This is a genomic window from Paenibacillus sp. ACRRY (assembly GCF_022346995.1).
Taxonomy (GTDB): Bacteria; Bacillota; Bacilli; order Paenibacillales; family Paenibacillaceae; genus Paenibacillus.
In genome coordinates this window covers 1,756,774-1,780,662 of sequence record NZ_JAKRNM010000001.1, presented here as the reverse complement: position 1 = coordinate 1,780,662, position 23,889 = coordinate 1,756,774, and the positions used below count along the sequence as shown (strand labels likewise).

At 46.5% G+C, this 23,889-nt stretch carries 24 protein-coding genes; all 24 read left to right on the top strand.

What is annotated here, in order from left to right:
* The first annotated feature begins 26 nt into the window (after positions 1–26).
* The 24 genes from yfmF to MH144_RS07495 all read left to right on the top strand — a co-directional run bounded on the left by yfmF (position 27) and on the right by MH144_RS07495 (position 23,872).
* Complete coding sequence (gene yfmF / locus MH144_RS07610; protein ID WP_239298881.1) at positions 27–1,307, top strand: EF-P 5-aminopentanol modification-associated protein YfmF; 1,281 nt, start codon at positions 27–29, stop codon at positions 1,305–1,307.
* A gap of 3 nt (positions 1,308–1,310) precedes the next feature.
* Positions 1,311–2,591: an EF-P 5-aminopentanol modification-associated protein YfmH gene (gene yfmH / locus MH144_RS07605; protein WP_239298879.1), complete on the top strand. Its 1,281-nt coding sequence runs from the start codon at positions 1,311–1,313 to the stop codon at positions 2,589–2,591.
* Positions 2,592–2,613: 22 nt separating this feature from the next.
* The gene (gene ymfI, locus MH144_RS07600) at positions 2,614–3,363 is read left to right on the top strand and encodes an elongation factor P 5-aminopentanone reductase (protein ID WP_431523606.1); all 750 of its coding nucleotides are present in this window, start codon (positions 2,614–2,616) and stop codon (positions 3,361–3,363) included.
* A gap of 121 nt (positions 3,364–3,484) precedes the next feature.
* Positions 3,485–3,748 (top strand): DUF3243 domain-containing protein, encoded by a 264-nt coding sequence (locus MH144_RS07595; protein WP_095287701.1) that lies wholly within the window; start codon positions 3,485–3,487, stop codon positions 3,746–3,748.
* 187 nt (positions 3,749–3,935) lie between these two features.
* Positions 3,936–4,703, top strand: coding sequence for a DUF3388 domain-containing protein (locus MH144_RS07590; RefSeq protein ID WP_095287700.1), 768 nt, complete (start codon positions 3,936–3,938; stop codon positions 4,701–4,703).
* Positions 4,704–4,775: 72 nt separating this feature from the next.
* Positions 4,776–5,831, top strand: coding sequence for a helix-turn-helix domain-containing protein (locus MH144_RS07585; RefSeq protein WP_239298875.1), 1,056 nt, complete (start codon positions 4,776–4,778; stop codon positions 5,829–5,831).
* A 73-nt stretch (positions 5,832–5,904) separates the two neighbouring features.
* On the top strand, positions 5,905–6,069 hold the full coding sequence (locus tag MH144_RS07580; protein ID WP_164848671.1) for a hypothetical protein: 165 nt from the start codon (positions 5,905–5,907) through the stop codon (positions 6,067–6,069).
* Positions 6,070–6,218: 149 nt separating this feature from the next.
* The gene (locus tag MH144_RS07575) at positions 6,219–6,710 is read left to right on the top strand and encodes a YajQ family cyclic di-GMP-binding protein (protein WP_095287698.1); all 492 of its coding nucleotides are present in this window, start codon (positions 6,219–6,221) and stop codon (positions 6,708–6,710) included.
* Between the two features lie 321 nt (positions 6,711–7,031).
* Positions 7,032–7,619: a CDP-diacylglycerol--glycerol-3-phosphate 3-phosphatidyltransferase gene (pgsA, locus tag MH144_RS07570; RefSeq protein WP_239298873.1), complete on the top strand. Its 588-nt coding sequence runs from the start codon at positions 7,032–7,034 to the stop codon at positions 7,617–7,619.
* A gap of 108 nt (positions 7,620–7,727) precedes the next feature.
* The gene (locus tag MH144_RS07565) at positions 7,728–8,984 is read left to right on the top strand and encodes a competence/damage-inducible protein A (RefSeq protein WP_239298871.1); all 1,257 of its coding nucleotides are present in this window, start codon (positions 7,728–7,730) and stop codon (positions 8,982–8,984) included.
* A gap of 238 nt (positions 8,985–9,222) precedes the next feature.
* Positions 9,223–10,287 (top strand): recombinase RecA, encoded by a 1,065-nt coding sequence (gene recA / locus MH144_RS07560; protein ID WP_095287695.1) that lies wholly within the window; start codon positions 9,223–9,225, stop codon positions 10,285–10,287.
* A gap of 279 nt (positions 10,288–10,566) precedes the next feature.
* On the top strand, positions 10,567–11,304 hold the full coding sequence (locus MH144_RS07555; protein ID WP_239298869.1) for a regulatory protein RecX: 738 nt from the start codon (positions 10,567–10,569) through the stop codon (positions 11,302–11,304).
* Positions 11,305–11,610: 306 nt separating this feature from the next.
* On the top strand, positions 11,611–13,152 hold the full coding sequence (rny, locus tag MH144_RS07550; RefSeq protein WP_095287693.1) for a ribonuclease Y: 1,542 nt from the start codon (positions 11,611–11,613) through the stop codon (positions 13,150–13,152).
* A 155-nt stretch (positions 13,153–13,307) separates the two neighbouring features.
* Positions 13,308–14,102 carry a TIGR00282 family metallophosphoesterase gene (locus MH144_RS07545; protein ID WP_095358572.1) on the top strand — a complete coding sequence of 265 codons (795 nt, stop codon included), beginning with the start codon at positions 13,308–13,310 and terminating at the stop codon, positions 14,100–14,102.
* 117 nt (positions 14,103–14,219) lie between these two features.
* Positions 14,220–14,480: a stage V sporulation protein S gene (locus MH144_RS07540; RefSeq protein ID WP_019005392.1), complete on the top strand. Its 261-nt coding sequence runs from the start codon at positions 14,220–14,222 to the stop codon at positions 14,478–14,480.
* 102 nt (positions 14,481–14,582) lie between these two features.
* On the top strand, positions 14,583–15,545 hold the full coding sequence (locus MH144_RS07535; RefSeq protein WP_239298867.1) for a dipeptidase: 963 nt from the start codon (positions 14,583–14,585) through the stop codon (positions 15,543–15,545).
* 200 nt (positions 15,546–15,745) lie between these two features.
* The gene (gene pduL, locus MH144_RS07530; protein ID WP_017689107.1) at positions 15,746–16,318 is read left to right on the top strand and encodes a phosphate propanoyltransferase; all 573 of its coding nucleotides are present in this window, start codon (positions 15,746–15,748) and stop codon (positions 16,316–16,318) included.
* 409 nt (positions 16,319–16,727) lie between these two features.
* The gene (gene miaB / locus MH144_RS07525) at positions 16,728–18,284 is read left to right on the top strand and encodes a tRNA (N6-isopentenyl adenosine(37)-C2)-methylthiotransferase MiaB (protein ID WP_239298865.1); all 1,557 of its coding nucleotides are present in this window, start codon (positions 16,728–16,730) and stop codon (positions 18,282–18,284) included.
* A 312-nt stretch (positions 18,285–18,596) separates the two neighbouring features.
* Complete coding sequence (locus tag MH144_RS07520) at positions 18,597–19,010, top strand: YlbF/YmcA family competence regulator (RefSeq protein WP_239299293.1); 414 nt, start codon at positions 18,597–18,599, stop codon at positions 19,008–19,010.
* 299 nt (positions 19,011–19,309) lie between these two features.
* Positions 19,310–19,735, top strand: a complete 426-nt coding sequence (locus tag MH144_RS07515; protein WP_239298863.1) for a PaaI family thioesterase — start codon at positions 19,310–19,312, stop codon at positions 19,733–19,735.
* Between the two features lie 58 nt (positions 19,736–19,793).
* Positions 19,794–20,597, top strand: a complete 804-nt coding sequence (locus MH144_RS07510) for an NUDIX hydrolase (RefSeq protein WP_239298861.1) — start codon at positions 19,794–19,796, stop codon at positions 20,595–20,597.
* Positions 20,598–20,661: 64 nt separating this feature from the next.
* Positions 20,662–21,225, top strand: a complete 564-nt coding sequence (locus tag MH144_RS07505) for a cysteine hydrolase family protein (RefSeq protein ID WP_239298859.1) — start codon at positions 20,662–20,664, stop codon at positions 21,223–21,225.
* A 162-nt stretch (positions 21,226–21,387) separates the two neighbouring features.
* A complete protein-coding gene (locus MH144_RS07500) occupies positions 21,388–22,842 on the top strand; it encodes a nicotinate phosphoribosyltransferase (RefSeq protein WP_239298857.1) in 1,455 nt (484 codons plus the stop codon).
* Between the two features lie 376 nt (positions 22,843–23,218).
* Positions 23,219–23,872, top strand: a complete 654-nt coding sequence (locus MH144_RS07495; protein WP_239298855.1) for a hypothetical protein — start codon at positions 23,219–23,221, stop codon at positions 23,870–23,872.
* Positions 23,873–23,889 lie beyond the last annotated feature (17 nt).

Here is a 23,889-nt window from a genome sequence, read left to right as displayed (position 1 = left end):
ATGACGCCGTAAAGGGGTTTTGACATTTGAATACATCAGGATTTGAACGGGGCAGCCAAAAGGAGTTTCGTATCCATGTATTGCCCACTAAACGTTTCAAGACTTTTGCCATCTCGTTGTATGCAGGAGTCCCGCTGCAAGAAGAAACGGTCACCAAAGTAGCGCTGACGCCATTTGTGCTTCGTCGTGGAACCCAGTCCTATCCTGAAACAACGGAGTTTCGTGAACAGTTGGAGCATTTGTATGGAGCTGGTTTTGGTTTTGACGTATACAAGCGTGGAGACTATCAGATTGTGCAATTCCGGATGGACACGATTAATGATTCCTTTGTAGGCGGGGATGAACAGCTTTTGGATCGTTCCTTTGCGTTTTTGGGAGAGGTACTTACTCGGCCGGCTATGGAAGATGGGCATTTCAGAAAGGCCTATGTGCATTCAGAACGTGAGACCGTCCGCAAGCAGTTGGAGTCTGTTGTTAATGATAAAATGCGTTATGCGGCAGAACGCAGTATCGAGGAAATGTGTAAAAATGAACCGTATCGCTTGCATCCGTTAGGGAAACGTCAGGATCTGCCGGCAATCGAACCGGATGTACTTACGACCGCTTATCAGACGTTACTGCAGCAGGCAAGCATGGATCTCTATGTCGTAGGTGACACGACGCTCGAAGAAGTGGAGAGTCTAGTTCAAAAACACTTTGATGTTAATCGTACCCACTCCTCGAACTACGTGACAAACCAGGCCGTTCGCGGTGACAAAGAAGTGGAGACGGTCGTTGAACGACTAAATGTTAACCAAGGCAAACTGAATATGGGACTTCGCACGTCCATTACGTATGGCGACCCGCAATATGCAGCAGCATTAATGTACAACGGAATTCTTGGAGGATATCCACATTCCAAATTGTTTGTTAATGTTCGTGAAAAGGAAAGTCTGGCGTACTATGCTTCCTCCCGGTATGACGGACATAAAGGCATCGCAACGATTCAATCCGGAATTGAAATTCCCAATTATGAAAAAGCCGTGACGATCATCAATCAGCAGTTAGATGAAATGAAAAATGGAAATATTAGCGATCTGGAAATGTCTCAGACCAAAGCGATGATCCGTAATTTGCTCAAAGAAATGCAGGATTCTGCTTTTGAGATGATTGCGTATGACTTTAATCGTCAGTTATCGGGCAAGGAGCGGACCGCTGACGAGCTGCTCGCTCAGGTTGAGCAAATCAGCAAAGAAAACGTTCGTGAGGCGGCAGAGCAATTCCGTCTGGACACGATCTACTTCTTGCGGGATGAGAAGGGGGAATAACTGGTGGAGAGCATACATTACGATCATTTGCAGGAAACGCTGTATTACGAAGTCATGGATAATGGGCTTCATGTCTATGTATTGCCTAAACCCGGATTCCAAAAAACTTTTGCCACGTTTGCAACCAAATATGGCTCTGTAGACAATCATTTTCAGGTGAAAGGTCAGGATGAAGTACAGGTTCCCGACGGTATTGCTCATTTTCTGGAACATAAAATGTTTGAGGAGCCGACAGGAGATATTTTTGCAACTTTTGCGTCCAACGGGGCATCTGCCAATGCATTTACGAGTTTCGACCAGACCGTTTATTTGTTTTCTGCGACAGAACATGTGAATGAAAATATACAAACATTAGTCAACTTTGTGCAAAATCCTTATTTTACTGACCAGAATGTGGACAAGGAAAAAGGCATTATTGCACAAGAAATTAATATGTATGCCGATAATCCGGACTGGCGTGTGTATTTTGGATTGATCGAAGCGATGTACCAAAAACACCCAGTCCATATCGACATTGCAGGAACGGTAGAATCAATCGGCACGATAACCAAAGAAACGCTGTACTCGTGTTACAATACGTTTTATCATCCAAGCAACATGCTTTTGTTTGTTGTAGGTGGGGTAGAACCTCAAGAAGTCATGGATATGGTTCGTTCGAACCAGGCGGAGAAAAACTACGAACCCCAAGGTGAAATCAAACGGATATTTGAACAGGAGCCTGCCGGAGTCGTGGAGGACAGGAAAGAAGCACGGCTCGCGGTATCATTGCCCAAGTGTCTGTTTGGCTTTAAGGAAACGGATGTTGGATTCTCGGGGGAAGACTTGCTGCGACGCGATATGACGACCAAATTAATGTTGGATCTTCTGTTCGGCGCTAGTACTGCCCTATTTCAAAAACTGTATGATGAAGATCTCATCTCGGATAGCTTCGGACATGAATACATTAGTTCACCGCAGTATGCATTCTCTGTCGTTGGTGGTGATACTAAAGACCCGGATCTATTGCTGGCCCGCATACGGGAAGAGGTTGATGCTATTGTTAAAAAAGGATTCGAAGCTTCGGACTTTGAGCGTGCACGCAAAAAGAAAATCGGGGGATATTTGCGCATGCTTAATTCACCGGAGAACATAGCACATGAATTTACACGTGAGCAGTTCCGTGGTGGTGATTTTTTCAACATGATTCCGATATATGAATCAATCACACTGGAAGAAGTAAATCGCAGACTGGAAGAGCATATTCGCTGGGAACAACTGGCTGTATCGCTTGTCGTGAGTCCGTAATATGGAGAGGGGAACCGGACAAATGAAGCCGATTGGAGACATGACAGTACTGGTTACTGGAGCAAGCGGAGGTATAGGAGCGGCTATTGCAGAACGATTTGCAATGGTCGGTATGAACGTGGTTATTCACTATATGAAATCCCATGAGGCAGCCAATGAAGCGGCGAGAAGGTGCATGGAAAAGGGCAGCGGCAAAGTCATGACAGTGTCCGCAGATCTCCGCAGCCGAGAACAGATTGAGCGTATGCGTGAAAAATTGGAGTCCCATGGATTAATGCCTGACATTCTGGTAAATAACGCAGGCATATCTCATTATGGGTTGTTGTCCGACGTCACGGAAGAAATATGGGATGAAGTGATGGCCATTAATTTGAAAGGCACATTTATGTGTACTCAAATCATGATGCCTCACATGATTTCACAGCGTTACGGACGAATCATTAATGTATCCTCCATCTGGGGATTATCAGGCGCATCTTGTGAGGTGCTGTATTCCACCACAAAAGGGGGCGTAAATGCCTTTACAAAAGCTCTTGCGAAAGAGCTTGCACCTTCCGGTGTTACTGTAAATGCAGTTGCCCCTGGAGCTGTTCAAACCTCCATGCTGAATCATCTGGATCAGGATGAACTGAAAATGCTGGAGGAGGAAATTCCAGCCGGGAGGCTTGCTCAACCCGATGAAATTTCCTCACTTGTTTATTTTCTTGCGCTACCGGAATCCGGTTATATTAACGGCCAGATCATTAGCCCAAATGGAGGCTGGCTTACTTGAAGTATGGCTATTTGAAGACGCACGGCTCGCTGGATGATTTATCCTGAATATTAATTGCTCGATAGGCACATATTACAACTGTTGATTTTAAATCTCATGCGACAGCTAAGGAGGATTTATCATGTCAACAGAAAAAACGGTGCTCAGCAGTTTTGACACATGGAAAAAGTTCTTGGGTGATCGCGTACAGCAAGCTGAGAAGATGGGGATGAGTGAAGATACCATCAACAAACTTGCGTATGAGATTGGTGACTTTCTGGATGAGAAAGTGGATCCAGCGAACCATTCCAACCGAGCATTGAAGGAAATATGGGATGTCGGCGATGCCGAAGAGCGTCGTACGATTGCGCGCCTGATGGTCAAATTGGCCAAACAAAACGCATAAGCTTCACCGATGGAAAGCTCCCGCAAGGGGGCTTTTCTCTAATGATTACAGACCTGTTCTTGTAATTCATTTTCTTTTTATATATCATTAACGTGACCCATTTTTAGAAGATGTCTCAGTTCGGTGTCCTTCGGACACGATCTGCTGCTGTCGAACAATGTGGAATATTGCATTACGGGGTGTTTAAATGGAATCTAAACAATGGTATATGGAATATAAAATACATAAGAACAGACCCGGTTTGTTGGGGGACATTGCCTCCATGCTGGGGATGCTTGAAGTAAATATATTGACCATTAATGGTGTTGAAGGCAAAACAAGAGGCATGTTGCTCGAATCCGATGACGACGAGAAGATTCGTTTGCTGGGTGAGATGCTTGCAAAGGTGAACAGCATCACGGTTTCTGCTCTGCGCCAACCCAAATTGGTCGACATCTTGGCTGTCCGTCATGGCCGGTACATTGACCGCGACTCGGACGATCGCAAAACTTTTCGTTTCACGCGGGATGAACTTGGGTTACTCGTGGACTTTTTGGGTGAAGTATTTAAAAGGGAAGGTAATCAGGTAATTGGCCTTCGTGGCATGCCTCGTGTCGGAAAAACGGAATCCATTATCGCCGGTAGCGTCTGTGCGATGAAACGATGGACGTTTGTTTCGTCTACTTTGCTTCGTCAAACCATAAGGAGCCAACTCTCCGAGGACGAAATGAACCCAAACAATGTCTTCATCATTGATGGTATTGTAAGTACAATTCGTTCCAGTGAACGGCATTATAATCTGTTGCAGGATATTATGACGATGCCGAGTACCAAGGTCATTGAGCATCCTGATATTTTTGTGCAGGAATCAGAATATGACTACAATGATTTTGATATCATTATTGAACTTCGCAACAATCCGAATGAGGAAATTATTTATGATACGTTTACGGCCAGTTACACCGACGAACTGTAATGCTCCGTACGGAATCATGGAATAGATAATCAACAACCCAAGAGAAAAAGATAAACATAAGGAGGAGATGGCATGTCTGAACTGGGTCAGCAGTTAAGAGAGGCCCGGCTGCAAAAAGGGATGAGTCTCGATGATGTACAGGAAATGACTAAAATTCGCAAGAGGTACTTGGAAGCAATAGAGGCTGGGGACTATAAGGTGCTTCCTGGCAGCTTCTATGTGCGAGCTTTCATTAAAACCTATGCGGAAACGGTGGGACTAAACCCTGATGAGCTGCTGGAGGGACACAAGAAAGATGTACCGGCAGAGGAAACGGAAGCAACGATGGAGCCCGTAATTCAGAAACGCTCGAGTCGACCTGTAGAGCGCAGCAATCGATGGATGTCTGTAGCGTTAATGTGGACATTTCCGATTCTGATTGTTGCCTTACTGTACGTGTATGTGGTCATGAACAGAGATGATGCAGATACACAAGGCGTCGATCAAACCAAAATTACAGATAGTCAGCAAACGCCGAATGATCAACCTGATGAGACGAAGGACAACGGTCAAGCGTCCACTCCACCGGATAACGAGTCTGCAGGACAAGAAACCGGTCAGGGAGAAGGGGAAGCAGGCGGCAATGGTGGTGGTACCGACGTTAATGGTGAGGGTACCGAAGGTCAAACGGACGAACAAACCCCGGATGACACTGAAGATCAAGAGCCTGCTGATAATGCTGGAACTGTAACGGTTGCTGAAGATGGTAAATCGGGTAATATTACGAATTTCAAAGTAAACGGGAGTACAGGTCAGCCGGTTAAGGTTACCATCAATGCTTCAGGTCAGAGCTGGCTGGAAGTGTATAAAGGTGAAAATTCAAGCGGAGAAAAACTGCAATTTGGTATGACAGCCGATGGAGACAGTTTGTCTTTTGATCTGGATAGTGCCGGCTTGTATATTAAGTCTGGTTATGCCGCAGCTACGACCATTGAAGTTGGTGGTCAAGTCGTAACGGACGGGAAGGCCACCAACCGGATTCGTCTCCAGTTGGGAGATGAAAGCACAGGCACGTCTACCGGAACGAATACGAGCTCTGTCGAAGGAGCCGATGCAGGAACCGAAGGCTCTGCCACAGGCGGCGAATAAGGGCATTAACTGCGGGGGACAATAAGTTTGTCTTCACTTGCAGTTAACTTTCGGTAAAGCGAGGTGGATGGCTATGACAGTCAGCTGGATCGTCACAGGTTTAGGAATCATTGTCAGCCTCCTGGGTTATTATTTGACTCCAAGCGCTTGGGGTTACGGAATTTTGGGCTTCGGACTTGCGCACGTCATTCTTGGTGTGCTCGACATGTTCAGACAGCCCAACCGCAGCCGATATTAGATTGCTGTATGTTAAAGCATTTTTGGTTACTGCAAAAGCGGTGGCTGAAAATGCTTTTTCGTTTGTTTACCCTTCAAAATTAGACTTTTCCGGGGCGAATCCTCTATAATGTTACACAGAACAAATGATTAATTGAAAGGGTGACCAGATTGAGCTCAGAGAATTCGTTCGACATCGTGTCCAAAATGGACTTGCAGGAATTAACGAATGCTGTTACACAGACGGAAAAGGAAATCAGCACACGTTACGATTTTAAAGGCAGCAAAAGCAGCTTGAAACTGGACAAGGATGCATTGACAATTGTATCCGACGATGAGACCAAACTTAAGGCTGTCATTGATGTACTTCAATCGAAAATGGCCAAGCGGAATTTGCCGCTCAAGAACATTGACTATGGCAAAGTGGAGCCAGCTTCATCCGGGACAGTACGCCAGCGTTTGAGTTTTAAACAGGGGATTGATCAGGATATCGCGAAAAAGATCAATATTCTGATTCGTGATTCCAAAATGAAAGTGAAGAGCCAGATTCAAGGGGACCAGCTCCGGGTAACTGGTAAGAGTAAAAATGATTTGCAAGCGGTTATGCAGCTTTTGAATGGTGCCAATCTGCCTCTTGATTTGCAATATACCAACTTCAAATAAGTTTGTTACGTCCATTTTTGTTGTGAAAAACGTGTTTTGACACTGCAATTGGCGTATATTATACTAAGTGTGCATTGCTAGCAATCAAGCATAAAGCCCAGTCATCATCGTTTTGCTGACTTTGTGAAAAGCAGTACATCTTTTGGAGGTCGCCGGAACGTTTTAAACGATTTTGCGTTTGAACGGTTGACTTTATTTTTGCGTTTTTACATATGAGATCAGTGGTGTACTCACTGCATTTTACATGTTCACCTTCCGGATGATGGATATGGGATTAAGATGATTGTTTGGAGTATTGGAGGATAAGAGGGAGGGCGTCTTGTGAATTTACCCAACCGGATTACGCTTGCACGAATTTGCTTAATCCCTTTTTTAATGGTGTTTCTGCTCGTGGACTTTCCATTTTATCCGGAGCCTATGCAGATCGGAAGTCTTTCGCTTCCGTATAATCAGCTGATCGCTGCCATTATCTTCATCATTGCAGCCAGTACGGATGGAATTGATGGATACCTGGCACGAAAAAACAATATGGTCACTAATTTGGGCAAGCTTCTCGACCCGCTGGCTGACAAGCTGTTAGTGACTGCAGTGCTCATTTCACTTGTTGAGATGGGTAAGCTGGACTCATGGATTGCTGTTGTCATTATCAGCCGGGAGTTTGCAGTGACCGGCCTTCGCCAAATTGCTCTGCTGGATGGATCGGTTGTCGCGGCCAGCAGCTGGGGCAAGCTGAAAACCGTAATACAGATCGTAGCCATCGTTTTGCTTCTGCTTAACAACTTCCCGTTCTCTTATACTGGGATACATGTTGATGTTATAGCTGTTTGGGCTGCAGCGATCATTACGATTTGGTCTGGCATTGATTATTTCATCAAAAACAAAAATTTGCTTAATTTATCAAAAGCGTAAAAGTTTAAGGTAAAACGGGTAATTTATGAAGGACAGCTTGCGCAAAGGGCAATAGGAAAACATCCTATTGCCCTTTGATCACTCACATTGTGTACAGGAGGATGCTGAATGAAGGCAGAAATTATCGCAGTCGGAACAGAGTTGCTGCTCGGGCAGATCGTAAATACGAATGCCAGATATTTATCCCGTGAATTGGCTGCTATCGGGATTGACGTTTATTTTCAAACTGTGGTAGGGGACAATCTGAATCGTCTCAGTGAAGCCATTCAAATTGCTCAAGGACGAGCTGATGTCATTTTGTTCTCAGGCGGTATCGGACCTACGCAGGATGATCTAACCAAGGATGCCATAGCAGCAGTGTTGGGACGCAGCCTACATATTGATCGGATGGCAATGGATAAAATCGAAAGCTTCTTCAGGGATCGCAATGTGGAGATGACGGAGAATAACCGGCGTCAAGCCATCGTGGTTGAAGGAGGAACCCCGCTCGCTAATGAAACGGGCCTTGCCGCGGGTAATGCCATTTCGGATAACGGGAAGCATTATATTGTCATGCCTGGGCCACCGAAAGAACTGATTCCCATGTTTGAGCAGGAGGTCAAACCTTGGTTGTTCCAACATGTTCTTACGAAAGAAATGCCAATTTATTCGAAAATGCTGAAATTTGCCGGAATCGGTGAGTCGGCATTGGAAGACCGTCTGCTTGACCTGATTGATAGCCAAACCGACCCTACGATTGCACCTTATGCAAGTGAGGGAGAAGTAACGGTACGGGTGTCCACCAAGGCGCCGAGTGAGAATGAGGCCAAGCAGAAGCTGGATGCCATGGAGGTACTGATTCGGGAACGGTTGCCTGAACACCTCTACGCGAACGAGGATGTGCCTATAGAGTATACAATTGTAACAATGATGGCTGATATGGGTCTGACCCTGAGCGCGGCTGAGAGCTGCACAGGAGGGCTTGTCATGCAGAGTCTGACTTCGGTTCCTGGCAGTGCTTCCATGCTCAAAGGCGGAATTGTATGTTATTCCAACGAGATAAAGGAAAAGCTGCTGAATGTTCCCCATGACTATCTGGAGGGTGAAGATGCTCCCGGGGCTGTTAGCCCTGAAGTTGCTAAAGTATTGGCTGAGCAGGTACGCATGATAGGTGATTCGGATTTTGGTTTGGCCGTTACAGGGGTAGCAGGTCCAGGATACTCTGAGCGTAAGCCACCAGGTCTGGTTTTTATCGCTCTGGCTGAGCGGGGGAAAGAGACGGAGATTCACGAATTGCGTATCAACGGTAATCGGGAGACGGTCCGCATCCGTTCGACCAAGGCTATTCTGTACCGCTTATGGCGCAAACTTGTCGCTATGGACTAGGTATACCTTTAATTGCTTTTACAGGGATTATCAGATATAATCTAAGCAGACGGAAGAACCGTAGAATTAGGCGTTTTGCCTTGTTTGCGGTTCTTTTTTCTGTTTCATTGCAAGTTTTGCCCAGGAAGAGGCGCCTCGGCCTTCACAAAAAAAAACGAATGTATGTTCGAAAAAAAGCTTGGCAAACGTGTTAAAACAAGGTATCATTATCTTATAAACAGTAAAGGGTGTGAGCATATTGTCAGACCGTCGTGCCGCGCTTGATATGGCGCTCCGTCAAATAGAGAAGCAATTTGGTAAAGGATCTATCATGAAACTGGGTGAGTCAACTCACATGCAAGTGGAAATCATACCCAGCGGATCCTTGGCTCTGGATATAGCACTTGGAACAGGCGGCTTGCCAAAAGGCCGGATTGTTGAAATATATGGACCTGAATCTTCAGGTAAAACAACTGTAGCATTGCATGCGATCGCTGAAGTACAAAAAGTCGGTGGACAAGCTGCATTTATCGATGCCGAGCATGCTCTTGATCCAACGTATGCAAGTAAACTAGGTGTTAACATTGATGAATTGCTTTTGTCCCAACCGGATACGGGTGAACAAGCGTTGGAAATTGCTGAAGCACTTGTGCGCAGTGGTGCTGTTGACATTATCGTTGTTGACTCTGTTGCTGCCTTGGTACCAAAAGCTGAGATCGAAGGCGAAATGGGGGATTCCCACGTTGGTTTGCAAGCACGTCTGATGTCTCAGGCGTTGCGTAAATTGTCTGGTGCAATCAGCAAATCCAAAACCATTGCCATCTTTATCAACCAGCTTCGTGAAAAAGTTGGCGTAATGTTTGGTAACCCTGAGACAACACCTGGTGGACGTGCCCTGAAATTCTACTCTACGGTTCGTTTGGATGTTCGCCGTATTGAGAGTATTAAATCAGGTAATGACATCATCGGGAACCGTACTCGTGTGAAGGTTGTCAAAAATAAAGTTGCACCACCGTTCAAACAAGCAGAAGTAGATATCATGTATGGTGAAGGTATCTCCAGAGAGGGCAGTATCATTGATATTGGTACAGAACTCGACATCGTTAATAAAAGTGGTGCTTGGTATTCTTACGAAGGCGAACGTCTGGGTCAAGGTCGTGAAAATGCGAAGCAGTTTATGAAAGAGCATAAAGAGATCGCTCAAGTGATCGAGCAAAAAATTCGTGAAGCGAGCAATCTGACGACGGTAGTTCCTGCTCCTACGAGCGAAGATCAACAAAAAGAAGAAGCAGAAGAACAAGAATTGTTTGAGATTAACGAGTAATTCTTCCTTGCTGGGAGGCTCCAGAAGGTTCTTACTGGACTTCTCGGATTGGGGAGGATGAAATTGATCCGATCCTGCTAGGGGAGACGGCGCGTGTTCTCGCGCGCTGTCTAACAGCTCCTGTCCATTGGACAGGGGCTGTTAGCACATTTATTGAGTGAGCTGGTGCCGGGTTGGATTCCCGGCTTTTTGCATTTTGGTCTGCAGTTTTCTTTAAGAAGATAGGTACTTCATAATTAGAAAGATACAGAGTTGAACAAAAAGGAGGGAGAGACCTGAATGGATCAACATGATGATGATTTGTACGAAACAGCAGAACTGGAGGGGATCTCCCAATTTCCGGATAACGAAGAACTTACGATTACACGGGTAGAGCGAACAAAAAGCAGGCAGGCCCGGTACCGGATCACGTTCGGTTTGTACTCGATAACTGTTCTGGAAGATGTAATGATCAAATATCGAATGACTCGGGGCAACACATTTGTGAAGAAAGATCTCGAAGAGATCATAGTAGCGGATGAGCGGCAGCAGACCTATGTGCAGGCATTGCGTTACTTAGAGCACAAACAGCGTACAAGGCATGAATTAAGCCAGCGACTTCGTCAGAAAGAGTTCGCCGTACCGTTAATTGAAGAAGTGCTGGATCGACTTGAGCAGGAGAAGCTGGTGGACGATGAAGGGTTTGCGAAGGAATGGACAAGGCAGCGTATGACAGGCCAGAGGAAGGGAAAACTGTGGATAAGGCAAGAGCTGCGTCAAAAGGGCATTGCCAATGAGCTCATTGTTGAAGCGCTTGAAGGCGTGGATGCGGATGTGGAGTTTGAGACAGCTTTGACCGCAGGGCGAAAGAAGTGGAACCAAGTCAAAGGGGACGTTACGGAGAAGAAACGCAAAACGCTTCCCTTCTTGATGCGACGCGGTTTTCCTATGGATATGGTACGTAAAGTTGTGAATTGTTTAATTGAAGAAGATGAAGTCGAAGATTCTGAAGATGACGAGTTGTTACCATGGGATTAACAGAGACTACACAGTGTGCTGCATTCTCTTGACAATTTCTTTCGTCAAATACTAAAATGGACATGAGTCTGTAAGAAATGGACAACCCTTTTTCCTTCCAAAAAAGCGGTTTCGGTTTCTTAGGATTTACCCTTCATGATTATGGATTCGCTGAAGGCAGCGAATAGTACGTGGTAACATGTACACTTGAAATGAAAATCGGCGGGGGATCGCCGTAGGTATCGTTATTCCCAAACATATGTAAGTTTGAAAACAGCAAATTGACCCAAGGAGTGCCTTGGAGGAACCAACGAGGAGGTGAACAGTATGGACATTGCAATCACGATCGTTCTCGTTGTGGCCGCGCTCGTTATTGGGTTCGGAGTCGGATATTTTATTCGCAAATCTCTTGCAGAGGCTAAAATCTCCAGTGCGGAACAAGCTGCCGTACAGATCGTTGAGAACGCGAAGAAAGAGGCAGAAGCACAGAAGAAAGAGACGGTGCTGGAAGCGAAGGATGAAATTCATCGCATTCGGGCCGAAGCTGAAAAAGACACTCGTGAACGTCGGAATGAAATTCAACGACAAGAAAGACGATTGTTGCAAAAAGAAGAGTCGCTGGATAAAAAGATGGAATCACTCGAACGTAAAGAAGAGCAAGTGGCCAACAAAGAGAAACGTATTGATGAGACACAGCAGCAGATCGAAATGATCTACAAAAATCAGGTGACGGAGCTGGAGCGTATATCCAACCTCACCATGGAAGATGCACGCAGTATCATACTGTCCAACGTAGAACAGGAAGTTCGTCATGAGACGGCTCAAATGATCAAGGACATTGAACAGCAGGCGAAGGAAGAGGCGGACAAGAAATCCCGCGAAATTATTACCCTTGCCATTCAGCGTTGTGCAGCTGACCATGTGGCAGAGACAACGGTATCCGTTGTAACCTTGCCTAATGAAGAAATGAAAGGCCGGATTATCGGTCGTGAAGGACGTAACATCCGTGCGCTTGAAACCCTTACGGGGATTGACCTTATTATCGATGATACGCCAGAAGCAGTTATTCTGTCGGGCTTTGACCCGATCCGTCGTGAGATTGCCCGTACTGCCCTCGAGAAATTGGTGGCTGACGGACGCATTCACCCGGCACGCATTGAAGAGATGGTTGAGAAATCCCGCAAAGAAGTGGACGAGCGCATCCGTGAATATGGTGAGCAAGCTACCTTTGAAGTGGGTGTGCATGGTCTGCATCCGGATCTGATCAAAATACTGGGCCGGTTGAAGTTCCGTACAAGTTACGGTCAGAACGTCTTGAAGCATTCAATGGAGGTCGCTTATCTGGCTGGACTGATGGCTGGCGAACTCGGAGAAGACGTTACACTTGCAAGACGTGCAGGTCTATTGCATGACATCGGTAAAGCGCTGGATCACGAAGTGGAAGGATCACACGTTGAAATCGGCGTGGAGCTGGCGAAGAAATACAAGGAACATCCGGTAGTAATCAACAGTATCGCGTCCCATCACGGGGATTGCGAAGCAACTTCGGTCATTGCCATGCTGGTTGGTGCAGCAGATGCACTGTCTGCAGCAAGACCGGGTGCACGCCGCGAAACACTGGAAACGTATATCAAACGACTGGAGAAACTGGAAGAGATTTCGGAATCGTTCGAAGGTGTCGAGAAATCGTATGCCATTCAGGCCGGACGCGAAGTTCGCGTTATGGTACAGCCTGAGAAAATCGACGATGCGGAAGCATTCCGTCTCGCACGTGACATCACGAAGATGATCGAGAATGAACTCGATTATCCGGGTCATATCAAAGTCACCGTCATCCGGGAAACCCGGGCGGTTGAATACGCTAAATAGAGCTTTACGGAAAAGTGGCCGCTGTAGTGGGCCACTTTTCCTGTTGAAAGCCCATCAATGGGCTTGGTAAGAAGAACTAATGGGTTAGGGATGCCGCAAAGACTTGATACTGGTTACACCAAGGTAAGCTTGCGGGGAATTAAGGAGGCAATGCAATGAAAGTACTGTTCATCGGTGATATTGTGGGTAATGTAGGACGTAAGGCTTTGAAGGAGAACTTGCCGTATCTGAAGACGAAATATAAACCACATGTGGTTATTGTGAATGGAGAAAATGCAGCAGCGGGCCGTGGAATCACGGGGGCTATTGCCAATGAGTTTTTCAACTGGGGTGTGCACGGGATTACGCTTGGCAACCATACTTGGGACAATAAGGACATTTTTGATTTTATAGATGACGAACCACGCATGATCCGACCTGCCAACTTTCCACCAGGAACACCAGGCAGAGGGTACACGGTGGTCAAAGGGGAAGGCAAGGAGCTGGCGATCGTGAATTTGCAGGGTCGTACGTTTTTGCCCGCACTTGATTGCCCATTTCGCGTTGCGGATGAGATTGTGGATGAGCTGCGCCGAGATCACAAATGCATTCTGGTCGATATGCATGCCGAGGCCACTTCGGAGAAAATTGCCATGGGCTGGCATCTGGATGGGCGTGCGTCACTGGTCGTAGGTACACATACACATGTACAAAGTAATGATGACCGTATTCTACCTGGAGGGACAGCATACTTGACGGATGCGGGTATGGTCGGGCCGCGTGATGGAATCCTCGGTATGGAGCGCGAAGCGGTACTGCGAAAATTTTACACCCAGTTGCCAGTACGCTTTGTAGTTGATGACGGCAAGTGGCATTTCCACGGTGTATTTGTTGAAATTGACGAGTCCACAGGTGCAGCAACCAAAATTGAAAAAATCCGACTGATGGAAGACGAGTGGCGCATGGAATAGGGGTATTGTCCCATTTTGTAAGGAAACCCGTCTAAAAAGAAGGAATTTTTTTACCTCCCGCGAATAACATCTAGTAAGTGGAAACAAACATTCAACATTCCCAGGGAGGTACTTACCATGGAAGTATTAAAAGTTTCAGCAAAGTCCAATCCCAATTCCGTAGCCGGCGCACTTGCAGGAGTTCTTCGTGAACGTGGAAATGCTGAACTGCAGGCCATTGGAGCGGGAGCACTGAACCAAGCCATTAAAGCGGTAGCGATAGCCCGGGGATTTGTAGCACCAAGCGGAGTTGACTTGATTTGTATTCCAGCTTTTACAGACATTGTGATAGACGGTGAGGATCGAACGGCCATTAAGCTGATTGTGGAGCCCAGATAATACATGTGATGATGCATTGAACCTGTTTACAGAGTAGACAGGTTTTTTTGCATTCTGTCTATAAGTTTAAAAAGAATAGGGATTACATAGGGAGGGTTAATCATGACCAAGTGGCAAGTAGCCGATTTTCACTGTGATGCGCTTAGCAAAATGTTGATGCAGTCTGCGTTGTCATTCGAAGATGGTGCACTGGATGTTAATCTGGAGCGGATGGAACAAGGGAATGTGGGTCTGCAGGCATTTGCCATTTACTTGCCTGAAGTGCTCGGCAGGGGCAAGTTTGAACACGTCGTTGGTCAACTTGAAGTATATCGCACCCGTGTGGAGAAGAGCCCTGATCGGCTTGGGGGCGTAAACAGATTATTATGGCGGGAACAGGTTGGTGAGGTCGGTCAAACGGCTAATCCTTGGGGTCTGTTGACGCTGGAAGGTGTAGACGGACTTGAGGGGAACCTGTTTTATCTAGAGCTTTGTTACCAAATGGGAGTACGGATAGTAGGGCTCACCTGGAATTATGCCAATTGGGCAGCTGATGGTGTGATGGAGAAGCGCGGAGCCGGATTGACCGAGAGAGGCAGGGAATTGGTCCGCCTGTGTAATCGGATTGGCATGCTGCTGGATGTGTCACATCTCACGGAGAAGGGGTTCTGGGAGCTGGCTGAGCTGAGCGAGCGTCCGTTTATTGCTTCCCATTCCAACAGCTATACGGTTTGTCCGAATGTACGTAATCTGAAGGATGACCAGATCCGGGCTATCATTGCAAGGGAAGGGCGAATTGGGCTGACGTTTGTTCCCTGGTTTGTGAAGCAGGAGGGCGAGGTCAAAATCGAACATTTGCTGCCTCATATTGAACAGATCTGTTCGCTTGGCGGGGAGCAGCACCTAATGATGGGCTCGGACTTTGATGGAATACCCACTTACATTCAAGGTCTTGAACACACGGGCCAATATCCGAGGCTGATTGAAACGCTTCTTCAACATTACGACGAAAAGCTGGTACGCGGTTGGCTGTGGGATAACGCCATGAGTTATCTTGGGAAACATCTGCCTGAAGGGAATTTGTAATAAACACCAATTGCATTCGCGAGAGCACTGCATCCAACACAGATTGTTTTACAAAATAAGGATATTATTGATTGTGAAATAAGTGTATTTCATGAATTTTCACCAGTTCGTTTTCATTTCAAGTCAAAAAGGGGTATAATACCATTGGATTGTTAAGAGCCTAATCGTAGGCCACAGATAAACAAGGAGTGAAATTCACGATGAGTAAAACAGTACCTGTGGGCGTATCTGCCCGTCACATTCATGTATCCCAAGAGCACGTTGAAATTTTGTTTGGTAAAGGCTACGAATTGACTGAGTTTAAACCTCTGTCCCAACCTGGTCAATATGCTGCGAACGAAACAGTAGCAGTCATCGGTTCCAAAGGACAGTTTGATAAAGTGCGTATCCTTGGACCTGTGCGTCCTGAGACACAACTGGAAATCTCTATGACAGACTCTTTCGCCATTGGCGTTAAGGCTCCTGTTCGCGAGTCCGGAAGCATTGAAGGTACACCAGGCATCACAATCAAAGGACCAGCTGGTGAAGTTACGATCGATAAAGGTGTAATCGTTGCTGCCCGTCATATCCACTTCCACACCTCCGATGCTGCTAAATGGGGTATCGAGGACAAACAAATGCTGAAAGTTCGCCTTGGCGGAGATCGTGGTCTGGTACTTGAAAATGTACTGGCTCGTGTATCTGACTCTTTCGCATTGGACATGCATATTGACACAGATGAAGCTAACGCTGCTGGCGCGCGTAACGGCGACACTGCTGAAATCATCGACTAATCAAATGAACCATCATTCAACCGAGTTTTCCTCGGTTGGAACAACTTAAAAAACCTGAGTACATCCTGGGAAGCTGTTTTAACACAGCGAAGAGGTTGTGCTCGGGTTTTTGTGTATTTTGCGTCACTTATGAGGCAGAGTTTGTATGCTAGGATTGTTAAATGTATGGCGGCTTAGAATGTGGAATTACAGCCCAGTTCATGTTATAATTTGATGTAATGCTCTTTTGGTGCATATTCACGTAATCGATAAGAATCCAAGAGAGATAACGAATTTGGAAATATGAGATAGTGACTTTTTGAAGCGGTTGCTGCTCATATCGAACGAATATACAAATGCCTGATGCAGCGTGTCGTCTTAAGAACTTGAAACTTTTATTAATAGAGGCTGTAAGGAGTGACCGAAGGAAATGGCTAAAGACTCAAAAAAGGATTACTCCCAGTATTTTGATTTCTCCGATGCCAAAGTAATTTCGCAAGATGAATTCAGCAAAAAGATTCGAATTCGGGGCCGTGAGATCAACATCAAGTCGGAGCCTAATCATCGTCAGGAGAAACAACGGGGCAAGGAAGACGTTCAGGTGCTTTATGAGAATGCAGTACCGGACGAACTGAAAACGATTGGTAAAGGCAAACACTATATCGTATATACGTACGGCTGTCAGATGAACGAGCATGATTCCGAGACCATTAAGGGACTTCTGGAATCCATGGGTTATCAGGCAACCGAGGACCGCAAAGAGGCGGATATTATATTGCTGAACACATGTGCCATCCGGGAAAATGCGGAAGATAAGGTGTTTGGTGAGCTGGGTCACCTCAAAACGCTGAAGACGGAGCGTCCAGGACTGCTTCTCGGCGTATGCGGGTGCATGTCCCAGGAAGAAGGCGTCGTGAACCGGATCATGCAAAAGCACGGCTTTGTGGATATGATCTTTGGTACGCATAACGTTCACCGGCTGCCGCATCTGATTCAGGAAGCACTCTTCAGCAAGGAAATGGTTGTTGAGGTATGGTCCAAGGAAGGCGACATTATCGAGAACCTGCCGAAGAAGCGTGAAGGCATGCGCGGCTGGGTGAATATCATGTATGGCTGTGACAAATTCTGTACATATTGCATCGTTCCGTTTACGCGGGGCAAAGAACGCAGCCGCAGACCGGAAGACGTAATCGCCGAGGTTCGTGAGCTGGCAAGGCAGGGATTCAAGGAAATCACATTGCTTGGACAGAATGTTAATGCTTATGGCAAGGATTTTACGGATCTGAAATACAGCTTCGGTGACCTGATGGACGATATTCGCAAAATCGACATTCCACGTGTACGGTTTACAACCAGTCACCCACGAGATTTCGATGATCGACTGATTGAGGTGCTTGCCAAGGGTGGAAACCTGGTGGAACACATCCACCTCCCAGTACAGTCTGGCAGTACAGATGTGCTGAAACGAATGAGCCGTAAGTATAGCCGTGAACACTATCTTCAGCTGGCGGATAAGATTAAGACTGCCATCCCGAATGTTGTTCTGACTACGGACATTATCGTTGGTTTCCCAGGTGAGACAGATGAGCAGTTCGAAGATACATTGTCACTGGTGCGCGAAGTAGGGTATGATTTTGCCTATACATTTATCTACTCCCCTCGCGAAGGTACGCCTGCTGCGGTGATGGAGGATAACGTGCCGATGGAAGTGAAGAAGGAACGCTTGAAACGCCTGAACGAAACTATCAATGAATACAGCCACAGAAGCAATGAACAGCAGCGTGGCAAGATCGTTGAAGTGCTCGTCGAGGGCGAGAGCAAGCGGAATTCCAACGTCCTTGCAGGACGTACACGCAGTAATAAGCTGGTGCATTTCGAAGGACCCAAAGAATTGATTGGTACTTTTGTGAACGTGGAAATTACCGATCCGATGACTTTTTATATCCGTGGCAACCTGCTCACCGAGCCCGTAGCCGCCAATCAGTAATACAACACAACCGAATAAGATGAATTAGAGTGGCTTAATATTGGGTTTGGACGTTACAGCGAAAGTAGCGCAGGGGACGGAATCGATTCTGTAGAAGCGGCAGCGTTCGCCTTTGTCCCGTAGTTTTAACATTTGATAAATTTAATCAGGGGAACTTGGGGACAACAGCGATCGAAAGAACGATCCGTAGCCGTAGCGGTAATTAGCAGTCGTTTAGAGCTAATATTGCTAGGAATTCATCTTATAATATCTCATAGAAATGGAGCGATTTCAGTGGCGCAGGAAGAAGAAGTGCAGTACAACCATTATGGAATGCCTACCTACGATACGCGCAATCTGGTCATACGCGACGACATTATGGGAAAAGCCAAAGAATTGGCTGATATGCTCGGCACAAGCGAGGAAGTAAGACAGTTCCAACAGGCTGAGTCCAAAATTCGCGATCATGAGCGTATCCAGCAATTGATTGCAACAATCAAGAAGAAGCAGAAGGAGATCGTTGCCTTCGAGAGCTTCAAAAATGCAGAGATGGTCAGCAAAATTGAACAGGAAATTGAAGATTTGCAGGATGAGCTGGACAGCATCCCATTGGTAACCGAGTTCCAGCAAAGCCAAAGCGATATCAACTACCTGCTTCAACTTGTCATCTCCGTCATTCGGGATACCGTTTCCGAGAAAGTGAATGTGGAGGCAGGCACGGATTCACCTCCGACCAGCTGCGGTTAATGGACAAGAAGGGTGCGGACGCGGTCCGCGCCTTTTTTGACTTATACGAACAGGGAGCTAACACAATCGATCTTGAAATACATTTCGAAGGAGCTCCACACAGTGGGGTTCTTTTGCGCGTGTACGTCTGATGAACGCCATATAGGAATAAGACTAGGCTAGCAAGAGCAGGCTTATTAATAAAGATCATCTGTATGAAGAAGATAGCATCCGAGAGTCAGAAGCAAGATTACAAATACAATAAAAAATATAGACAACTTAGTCGATAACTTTAATGTGCAACAAAGGGGAAATGGAAAATGGATATTTTGGATAAAATGGTCGCAGAGGGAAATGAACGATTCTGGGGGTTCCTGGGTTGTCGTTATATCAAAGGGAATGAAAAGGAAGTACAGATCGCATTAACGGCTGGGGAACATCATACGAACTCGATGGGGATAATTCATGGCGGAGTGCTCACTTCCCTGATGGACCAAGCGATGGGGATGGTGGCCACAGCAGCGATGGCTGTGGACAGCTGTGTTACGACCAATCTGAATGTACATTTTCTGGCACCAATGAAACAGGGTGAACTAATGGTGACAGCCACGGTGCTGCACCAAGCCGGACGGAGCCTCACCGCCCAATCGGAAATTCGTGATGCATCAGGTACACTGGGATGTATGGCCACAGCTACGTTCCGTGTAGCACGATCCAAAACGCCAAGCACGGAATCCAAAGGTTGACAAACGATATTATTATGTCATAATGAGATTATCAAAATGAAAGTAGTCGGTGGTGCCCATGAGCGAAAACTACGAACTCGTCAATGAAGAGAACGATGAACAGGCAGCTCTTGCCTATAGTTCCAAGAAATATCGTACCCCCGATGGCGTTCCTGCGGATATCGTGATGTTCACCTTAACCAAGAGAGAACGCAAGACGGTAACCAAGACCCTTCCCATTCGCGAACTGAAAGTGATGCTAATCAAGCGCAAAGGCTGGCCTTTTGCAGGTCGCTGGGCTTTGCCCGGTGGATTCTGTCAGGAAAATGAGTCCATCTATGATGCTGCTAAGCGGGAGTTAATGGAAGAGACCGGTGTCGACGGTGGACATCTGGAATATTTGAATGTATATAGTCAACCCGGGCGTGATCCGAGGGGATGGATTATCTCCCATGCGTTTTTCGCGCTTGTAGAAGAATGGATGCTGGAACATCGCCAAGCGGCGGATGATGCTGAAGATGTGGGACTGTTTACCATACAGGAAGCATTGCAGGAGTTAGAGCTTGCTTTTGATCACCGGACAATCATTGAGGATGCATATCGCCGTATTCAGCAGCAGATGTTGGAAACGACGATTGCACGACAGTTTCTGCCGCGTGATTTTACGTTAAGCGAATTGTACCAGGTCATTCAAAGTGTAGTACCTGATTTTGAAGAACCGAATTTCATTCGGAAAATCACTTCCACTCGCAGTCGAAAAGGAATTGTGGAAGAGGTACGAGACGAAGAAGGGAACCTGCTAAGTTCCAACCAGTATTCACAGCGTCCGGCACAGCTTTATCGTTTCACGGAACTTGTACCTCGTCTGTCGATCTATACTTAATTTCGGAAGTTTATCATTAAGGAGTGTATCTGGATCAACCTATTCTCAAAAGGGAGTGTGGACGATGAAAGCACTGATTGTGATTGATTTTACCCGTGATTTCGTGGACGGATCCTTGCCTGTAGGGCAACCGGCGGTGGAGATTGAGGAGACAGTTGCCGCAATAACGGAAGCATATTGTAATAATAAGCATGAAGTCATCATGGCAGTTGATCTGCACGAAGAGAGTGATCCGTACCATCCGGAAACGGCTCTTTTCCCACCGCATAATGTTAGAGGGACTGAAGGAAGGCAGTTATATGGCCGTCTGGCACAGGTGATGCAGGAACGTCATGAAGATATTCGGTGGATGGATAAAACAAGATACAGTGCATTCTGTGGTACAGATCTGGAACTTAGGTTACGGGAACGCGGGATTACAGATATCGCACTGATCGGGGTATGTACGGATATTTGCGTATTGCATACGGCAGTAGATGCGTACAACAAAGGTTTTCACATTACGGTGTATGAAGATTCCGTTGCCAGCTTCAACCCGGCGGGACATGAATGGGCACTCGGACATTTCCGATCAAGCCTTGGGGCTCAGGTCATTAAGGCTAGTGAGACCTTACTTGCAAGGGCTTAGCCTGGGGCATTAAGTGATGACGTTAATAAAATGATGAGCAGGAATAATCCGGAGACTCGTATCCTTACAAACGTTTAGAAATAAAGTGAGGAGTCTCCACACGTTGACCCGTGTGCACAGGATCACTTGTGTCACGAGCGGAAGTCAGAGAGGATGAGACAAATGCAGACGACTAGCCTGGCTTTACATACGGATAAATATCAAATTAATATGATGTATGCACACTGGGTGAATGGAACTCACAAACGTAAAGCGGTGTTTGAGGCCTATTTCCGCAAGCTTCCATTTGGTAACGGTTATGCCGTATTCGCCGGATTGGAACGGATTGTGAATTATATCAGCCAGCTTCGATTCACTATGGAAGACATCAAGTACTTATCCAAACAAGAGGAAAATTACGATCCGGTCTTTCTGGAAGAGTTGCTCCAGTTTTCATTTCAGGGGACGATTCATTCCATGAAGGAAGGAGCGCTCGTTTTCCCTGATGAACCGCTTATTCGGGTAGAAGGCTCCATTATGGAGACCCAACTGGTGGAGACGGCAATACTTAACTTCATGAACTATCAAACTTTAATTGCAACGAAAGCGTCACGGATCAAACAGGTGGCCAGTCAGGACACACTGCTAGAATTCGGAACCAGACGGGCTCAGGAAGCGGATGCAGCCATATGGGGTGCCCGGGCTTCATATGTCGCTGGATTCCATGCAACGTCCAATATGCTGGCAGGAGAACGTTTTGGAATTCCGACAGCAGGAACACATGCCCACTCTTGGGTACAGAGTTTCATGAGTGAGCAGGAGGCATTTGACGTATATGCCAAAGTGCTGCCTGATCAGGTGACCCTGCTCGTTGATACCTTTGATACGCTGAACAGTGGAGTGCCTCATGCGATCAAAACGGCCAAAATGCTCGAAAGCCAAGGCAAGAAAATGAATGCCATCCGGCTGGATAGCGGTGACCTTGCCTATCTGTCCATTCAGGCACGTCAAATGCTGGATGAGGCAGGACTCGATTACGTTAAAATTGTGGCGTCCAATGACCTGGATGAGAACACGATCTTCAACCTGAAAGCTCAGGGCGCTCGCATCGATACATGGGGCGTGGGTACACAGCTGATTACGGCATCCGACCAGCCGTCTCTCGGCGGGGTATACAAACTGGTCGAACGTGAAGTGGATGGTGCAATGCTGCCGACGATCAAAATATCGGCTAATCCCGAGAAGGTATCCACCCCAGGAAAAAAAGAAGTATTTCGGATCATTGATCCGAAGCATGGTAGGGCCATTGCAGACTATATCTGCTATCCAGGAGAAGAACAGCCGCTTCAGGGCGGGCCGCTCAAGCTGTTCAACCCGCTACACCCGTATCTCAAAAAGACCGTAACGCGCTATGAAGCGGTAAATATGCTTGAACCAATCTTTGTAAATGGGTTGAAAGTATATGAGCTGCCTACGCTGGATGAAATCCGCAGATACCACCGTGAACAGATGGATCTGTTCTGGCCAGAGTATTTGCGTAAACTGAATCCGGAGATTTACCGTGTGAACATCAGCCCGGCAGCATGGAATATGAAGCAGAAGCTGATTGCTGAACACGTTCAATCCACAGAGGAATGAGAACTGAAGAAGGCATAATCGGTATGTTTACCGAGTTATGCCTTTTTGCTTTCGGATTTGTTTTTGGAACCGTTCATCAGCTTCAGGTGTGGCTTTACGAATTACAGTTGTGTCCAACGTCACGACAGATGGGCTAGGAGACGCAGTATACTAAGGGTTGACGACGGGTATTGTTTGACATGGGCATAATTATTTCTCGGGAAATGGCAAAAGACGCCAAAATTTGCATCGTTCATAAGTTATCGATCTACATAGCCTTAAGGAGTTGCAATAGACGGCACGGACAGGATACACTTCGCGTGTTATTTTAGAATCTTACGTTTTCTGTTTCAAGCATGCAGCCTCGGGGGATGAAACAGTGAGGGAGGTGTACATCATGAAATGGATCTTAGGAATGATCTGGCTGGCCTTCTTGGCATATGCATGGGTTTGGGCTCCTGGAAAGCCTATGGGGAGCGATCCTGTGTTCAAAGAGCTGATTACGCTGCAGAGCAAGGAAGCGTGGTTGATGACCGTGTTTTCATGGCTGGGTATTTTTCCAGCGATCTTCGCATGTCTCCTCTTAAAAACACCTGCAAATGAGCGTGGGAGCCGTGTGCCTGTTTGGCCGTTCGTACTTTTGTCTTTTGGCTTGGGAGCCTTTGCGCTGCTTCCTTATTTCGCATGGTCGTCACCAAAGCGGAGCAGACGGGGATATGAGCATCTTCATTTTGGCTATCGCCGCAACTCTGGAATTGGGCGGATTGCAGGACACAAACTGACTCATGGTATACTTTTATTGTTGACGTTGGGTACGGCATGCTACGGATTCATTCAAGGCCATCCGGCTGTATATATGGAAGCATTCAGACAATCTTCCTTTGTACATATTATGACGATTGATTTTGTTGTGCTGACACTGCTCTCCGTTGTTGCAATCTATAGGGATGCCTTGTTCAGCCGCAGATCTCGAATATGGGCATTAGCAGGGTTAGTACCCCTGATTGGACCGCTCGTGTATTTAATAGTAGATAGAAGAAGTGCAGCTTAAGATTAGAAAAAATACCA

Coding starts and splice junctions, on each gene's coding strand:
- ymfI (WP_431523606.1), top strand. CDS start 2,614: ATGAAGCCGATTGGAGACATGACAGTACTGGTTACTGGAGCAAGCGGA.
- MH144_RS07595 (WP_095287701.1), top strand. CDS start 3,485: ATGTCAACAGAAAAAACGGTGCTCAGCAGTTTTGACACATGGAAAAAG.
- MH144_RS07590 (WP_095287700.1), top strand. CDS start 3,936: ATGGAATCTAAACAATGGTATATGGAATATAAAATACATAAGAACAGA.
- MH144_RS07585 (WP_239298875.1), top strand. CDS start 4,776: ATGTCTGAACTGGGTCAGCAGTTAAGAGAGGCCCGGCTGCAAAAAGGG.
- MH144_RS07580 (WP_164848671.1), top strand. CDS start 5,905: ATGACAGTCAGCTGGATCGTCACAGGTTTAGGAATCATTGTCAGCCTC.
- MH144_RS07565 (WP_239298871.1), top strand. CDS start 7,728: ATGAAGGCAGAAATTATCGCAGTCGGAACAGAGTTGCTGCTCGGGCAG.
- MH144_RS07555 (WP_239298869.1), top strand. CDS start 10,567: ATGGATCAACATGATGATGATTTGTACGAAACAGCAGAACTGGAGGGG.
- rny (WP_095287693.1), top strand. CDS start 11,611: ATGGACATTGCAATCACGATCGTTCTCGTTGTGGCCGCGCTCGTTATT.
- MH144_RS07545 (WP_095358572.1), top strand. CDS start 13,308: ATGAAAGTACTGTTCATCGGTGATATTGTGGGTAATGTAGGACGTAAG.
- MH144_RS07540 (WP_019005392.1), top strand. CDS start 14,220: ATGGAAGTATTAAAAGTTTCAGCAAAGTCCAATCCCAATTCCGTAGCC.
- MH144_RS07535 (WP_239298867.1), top strand. CDS start 14,583: ATGACCAAGTGGCAAGTAGCCGATTTTCACTGTGATGCGCTTAGCAAA.
- pduL (WP_017689107.1), top strand. CDS start 15,746: ATGAGTAAAACAGTACCTGTGGGCGTATCTGCCCGTCACATTCATGTA.
- miaB (WP_239298865.1), top strand. CDS start 16,728: ATGGCTAAAGACTCAAAAAAGGATTACTCCCAGTATTTTGATTTCTCC.
- MH144_RS07520 (WP_239299293.1), top strand. CDS start 18,597: ATGCCTACCTACGATACGCGCAATCTGGTCATACGCGACGACATTATG.
- MH144_RS07515 (WP_239298863.1), top strand. CDS start 19,310: ATGGATATTTTGGATAAAATGGTCGCAGAGGGAAATGAACGATTCTGG.
- MH144_RS07510 (WP_239298861.1), top strand. CDS start 19,794: ATGAGCGAAAACTACGAACTCGTCAATGAAGAGAACGATGAACAGGCA.
- MH144_RS07505 (WP_239298859.1), top strand. CDS start 20,662: ATGAAAGCACTGATTGTGATTGATTTTACCCGTGATTTCGTGGACGGA.
- MH144_RS07500 (WP_239298857.1), top strand. CDS start 21,388: ATGCAGACGACTAGCCTGGCTTTACATACGGATAAATATCAAATTAAT.
- MH144_RS07495 (WP_239298855.1), top strand. CDS start 23,219: ATGAAATGGATCTTAGGAATGATCTGGCTGGCCTTCTTGGCATATGCA.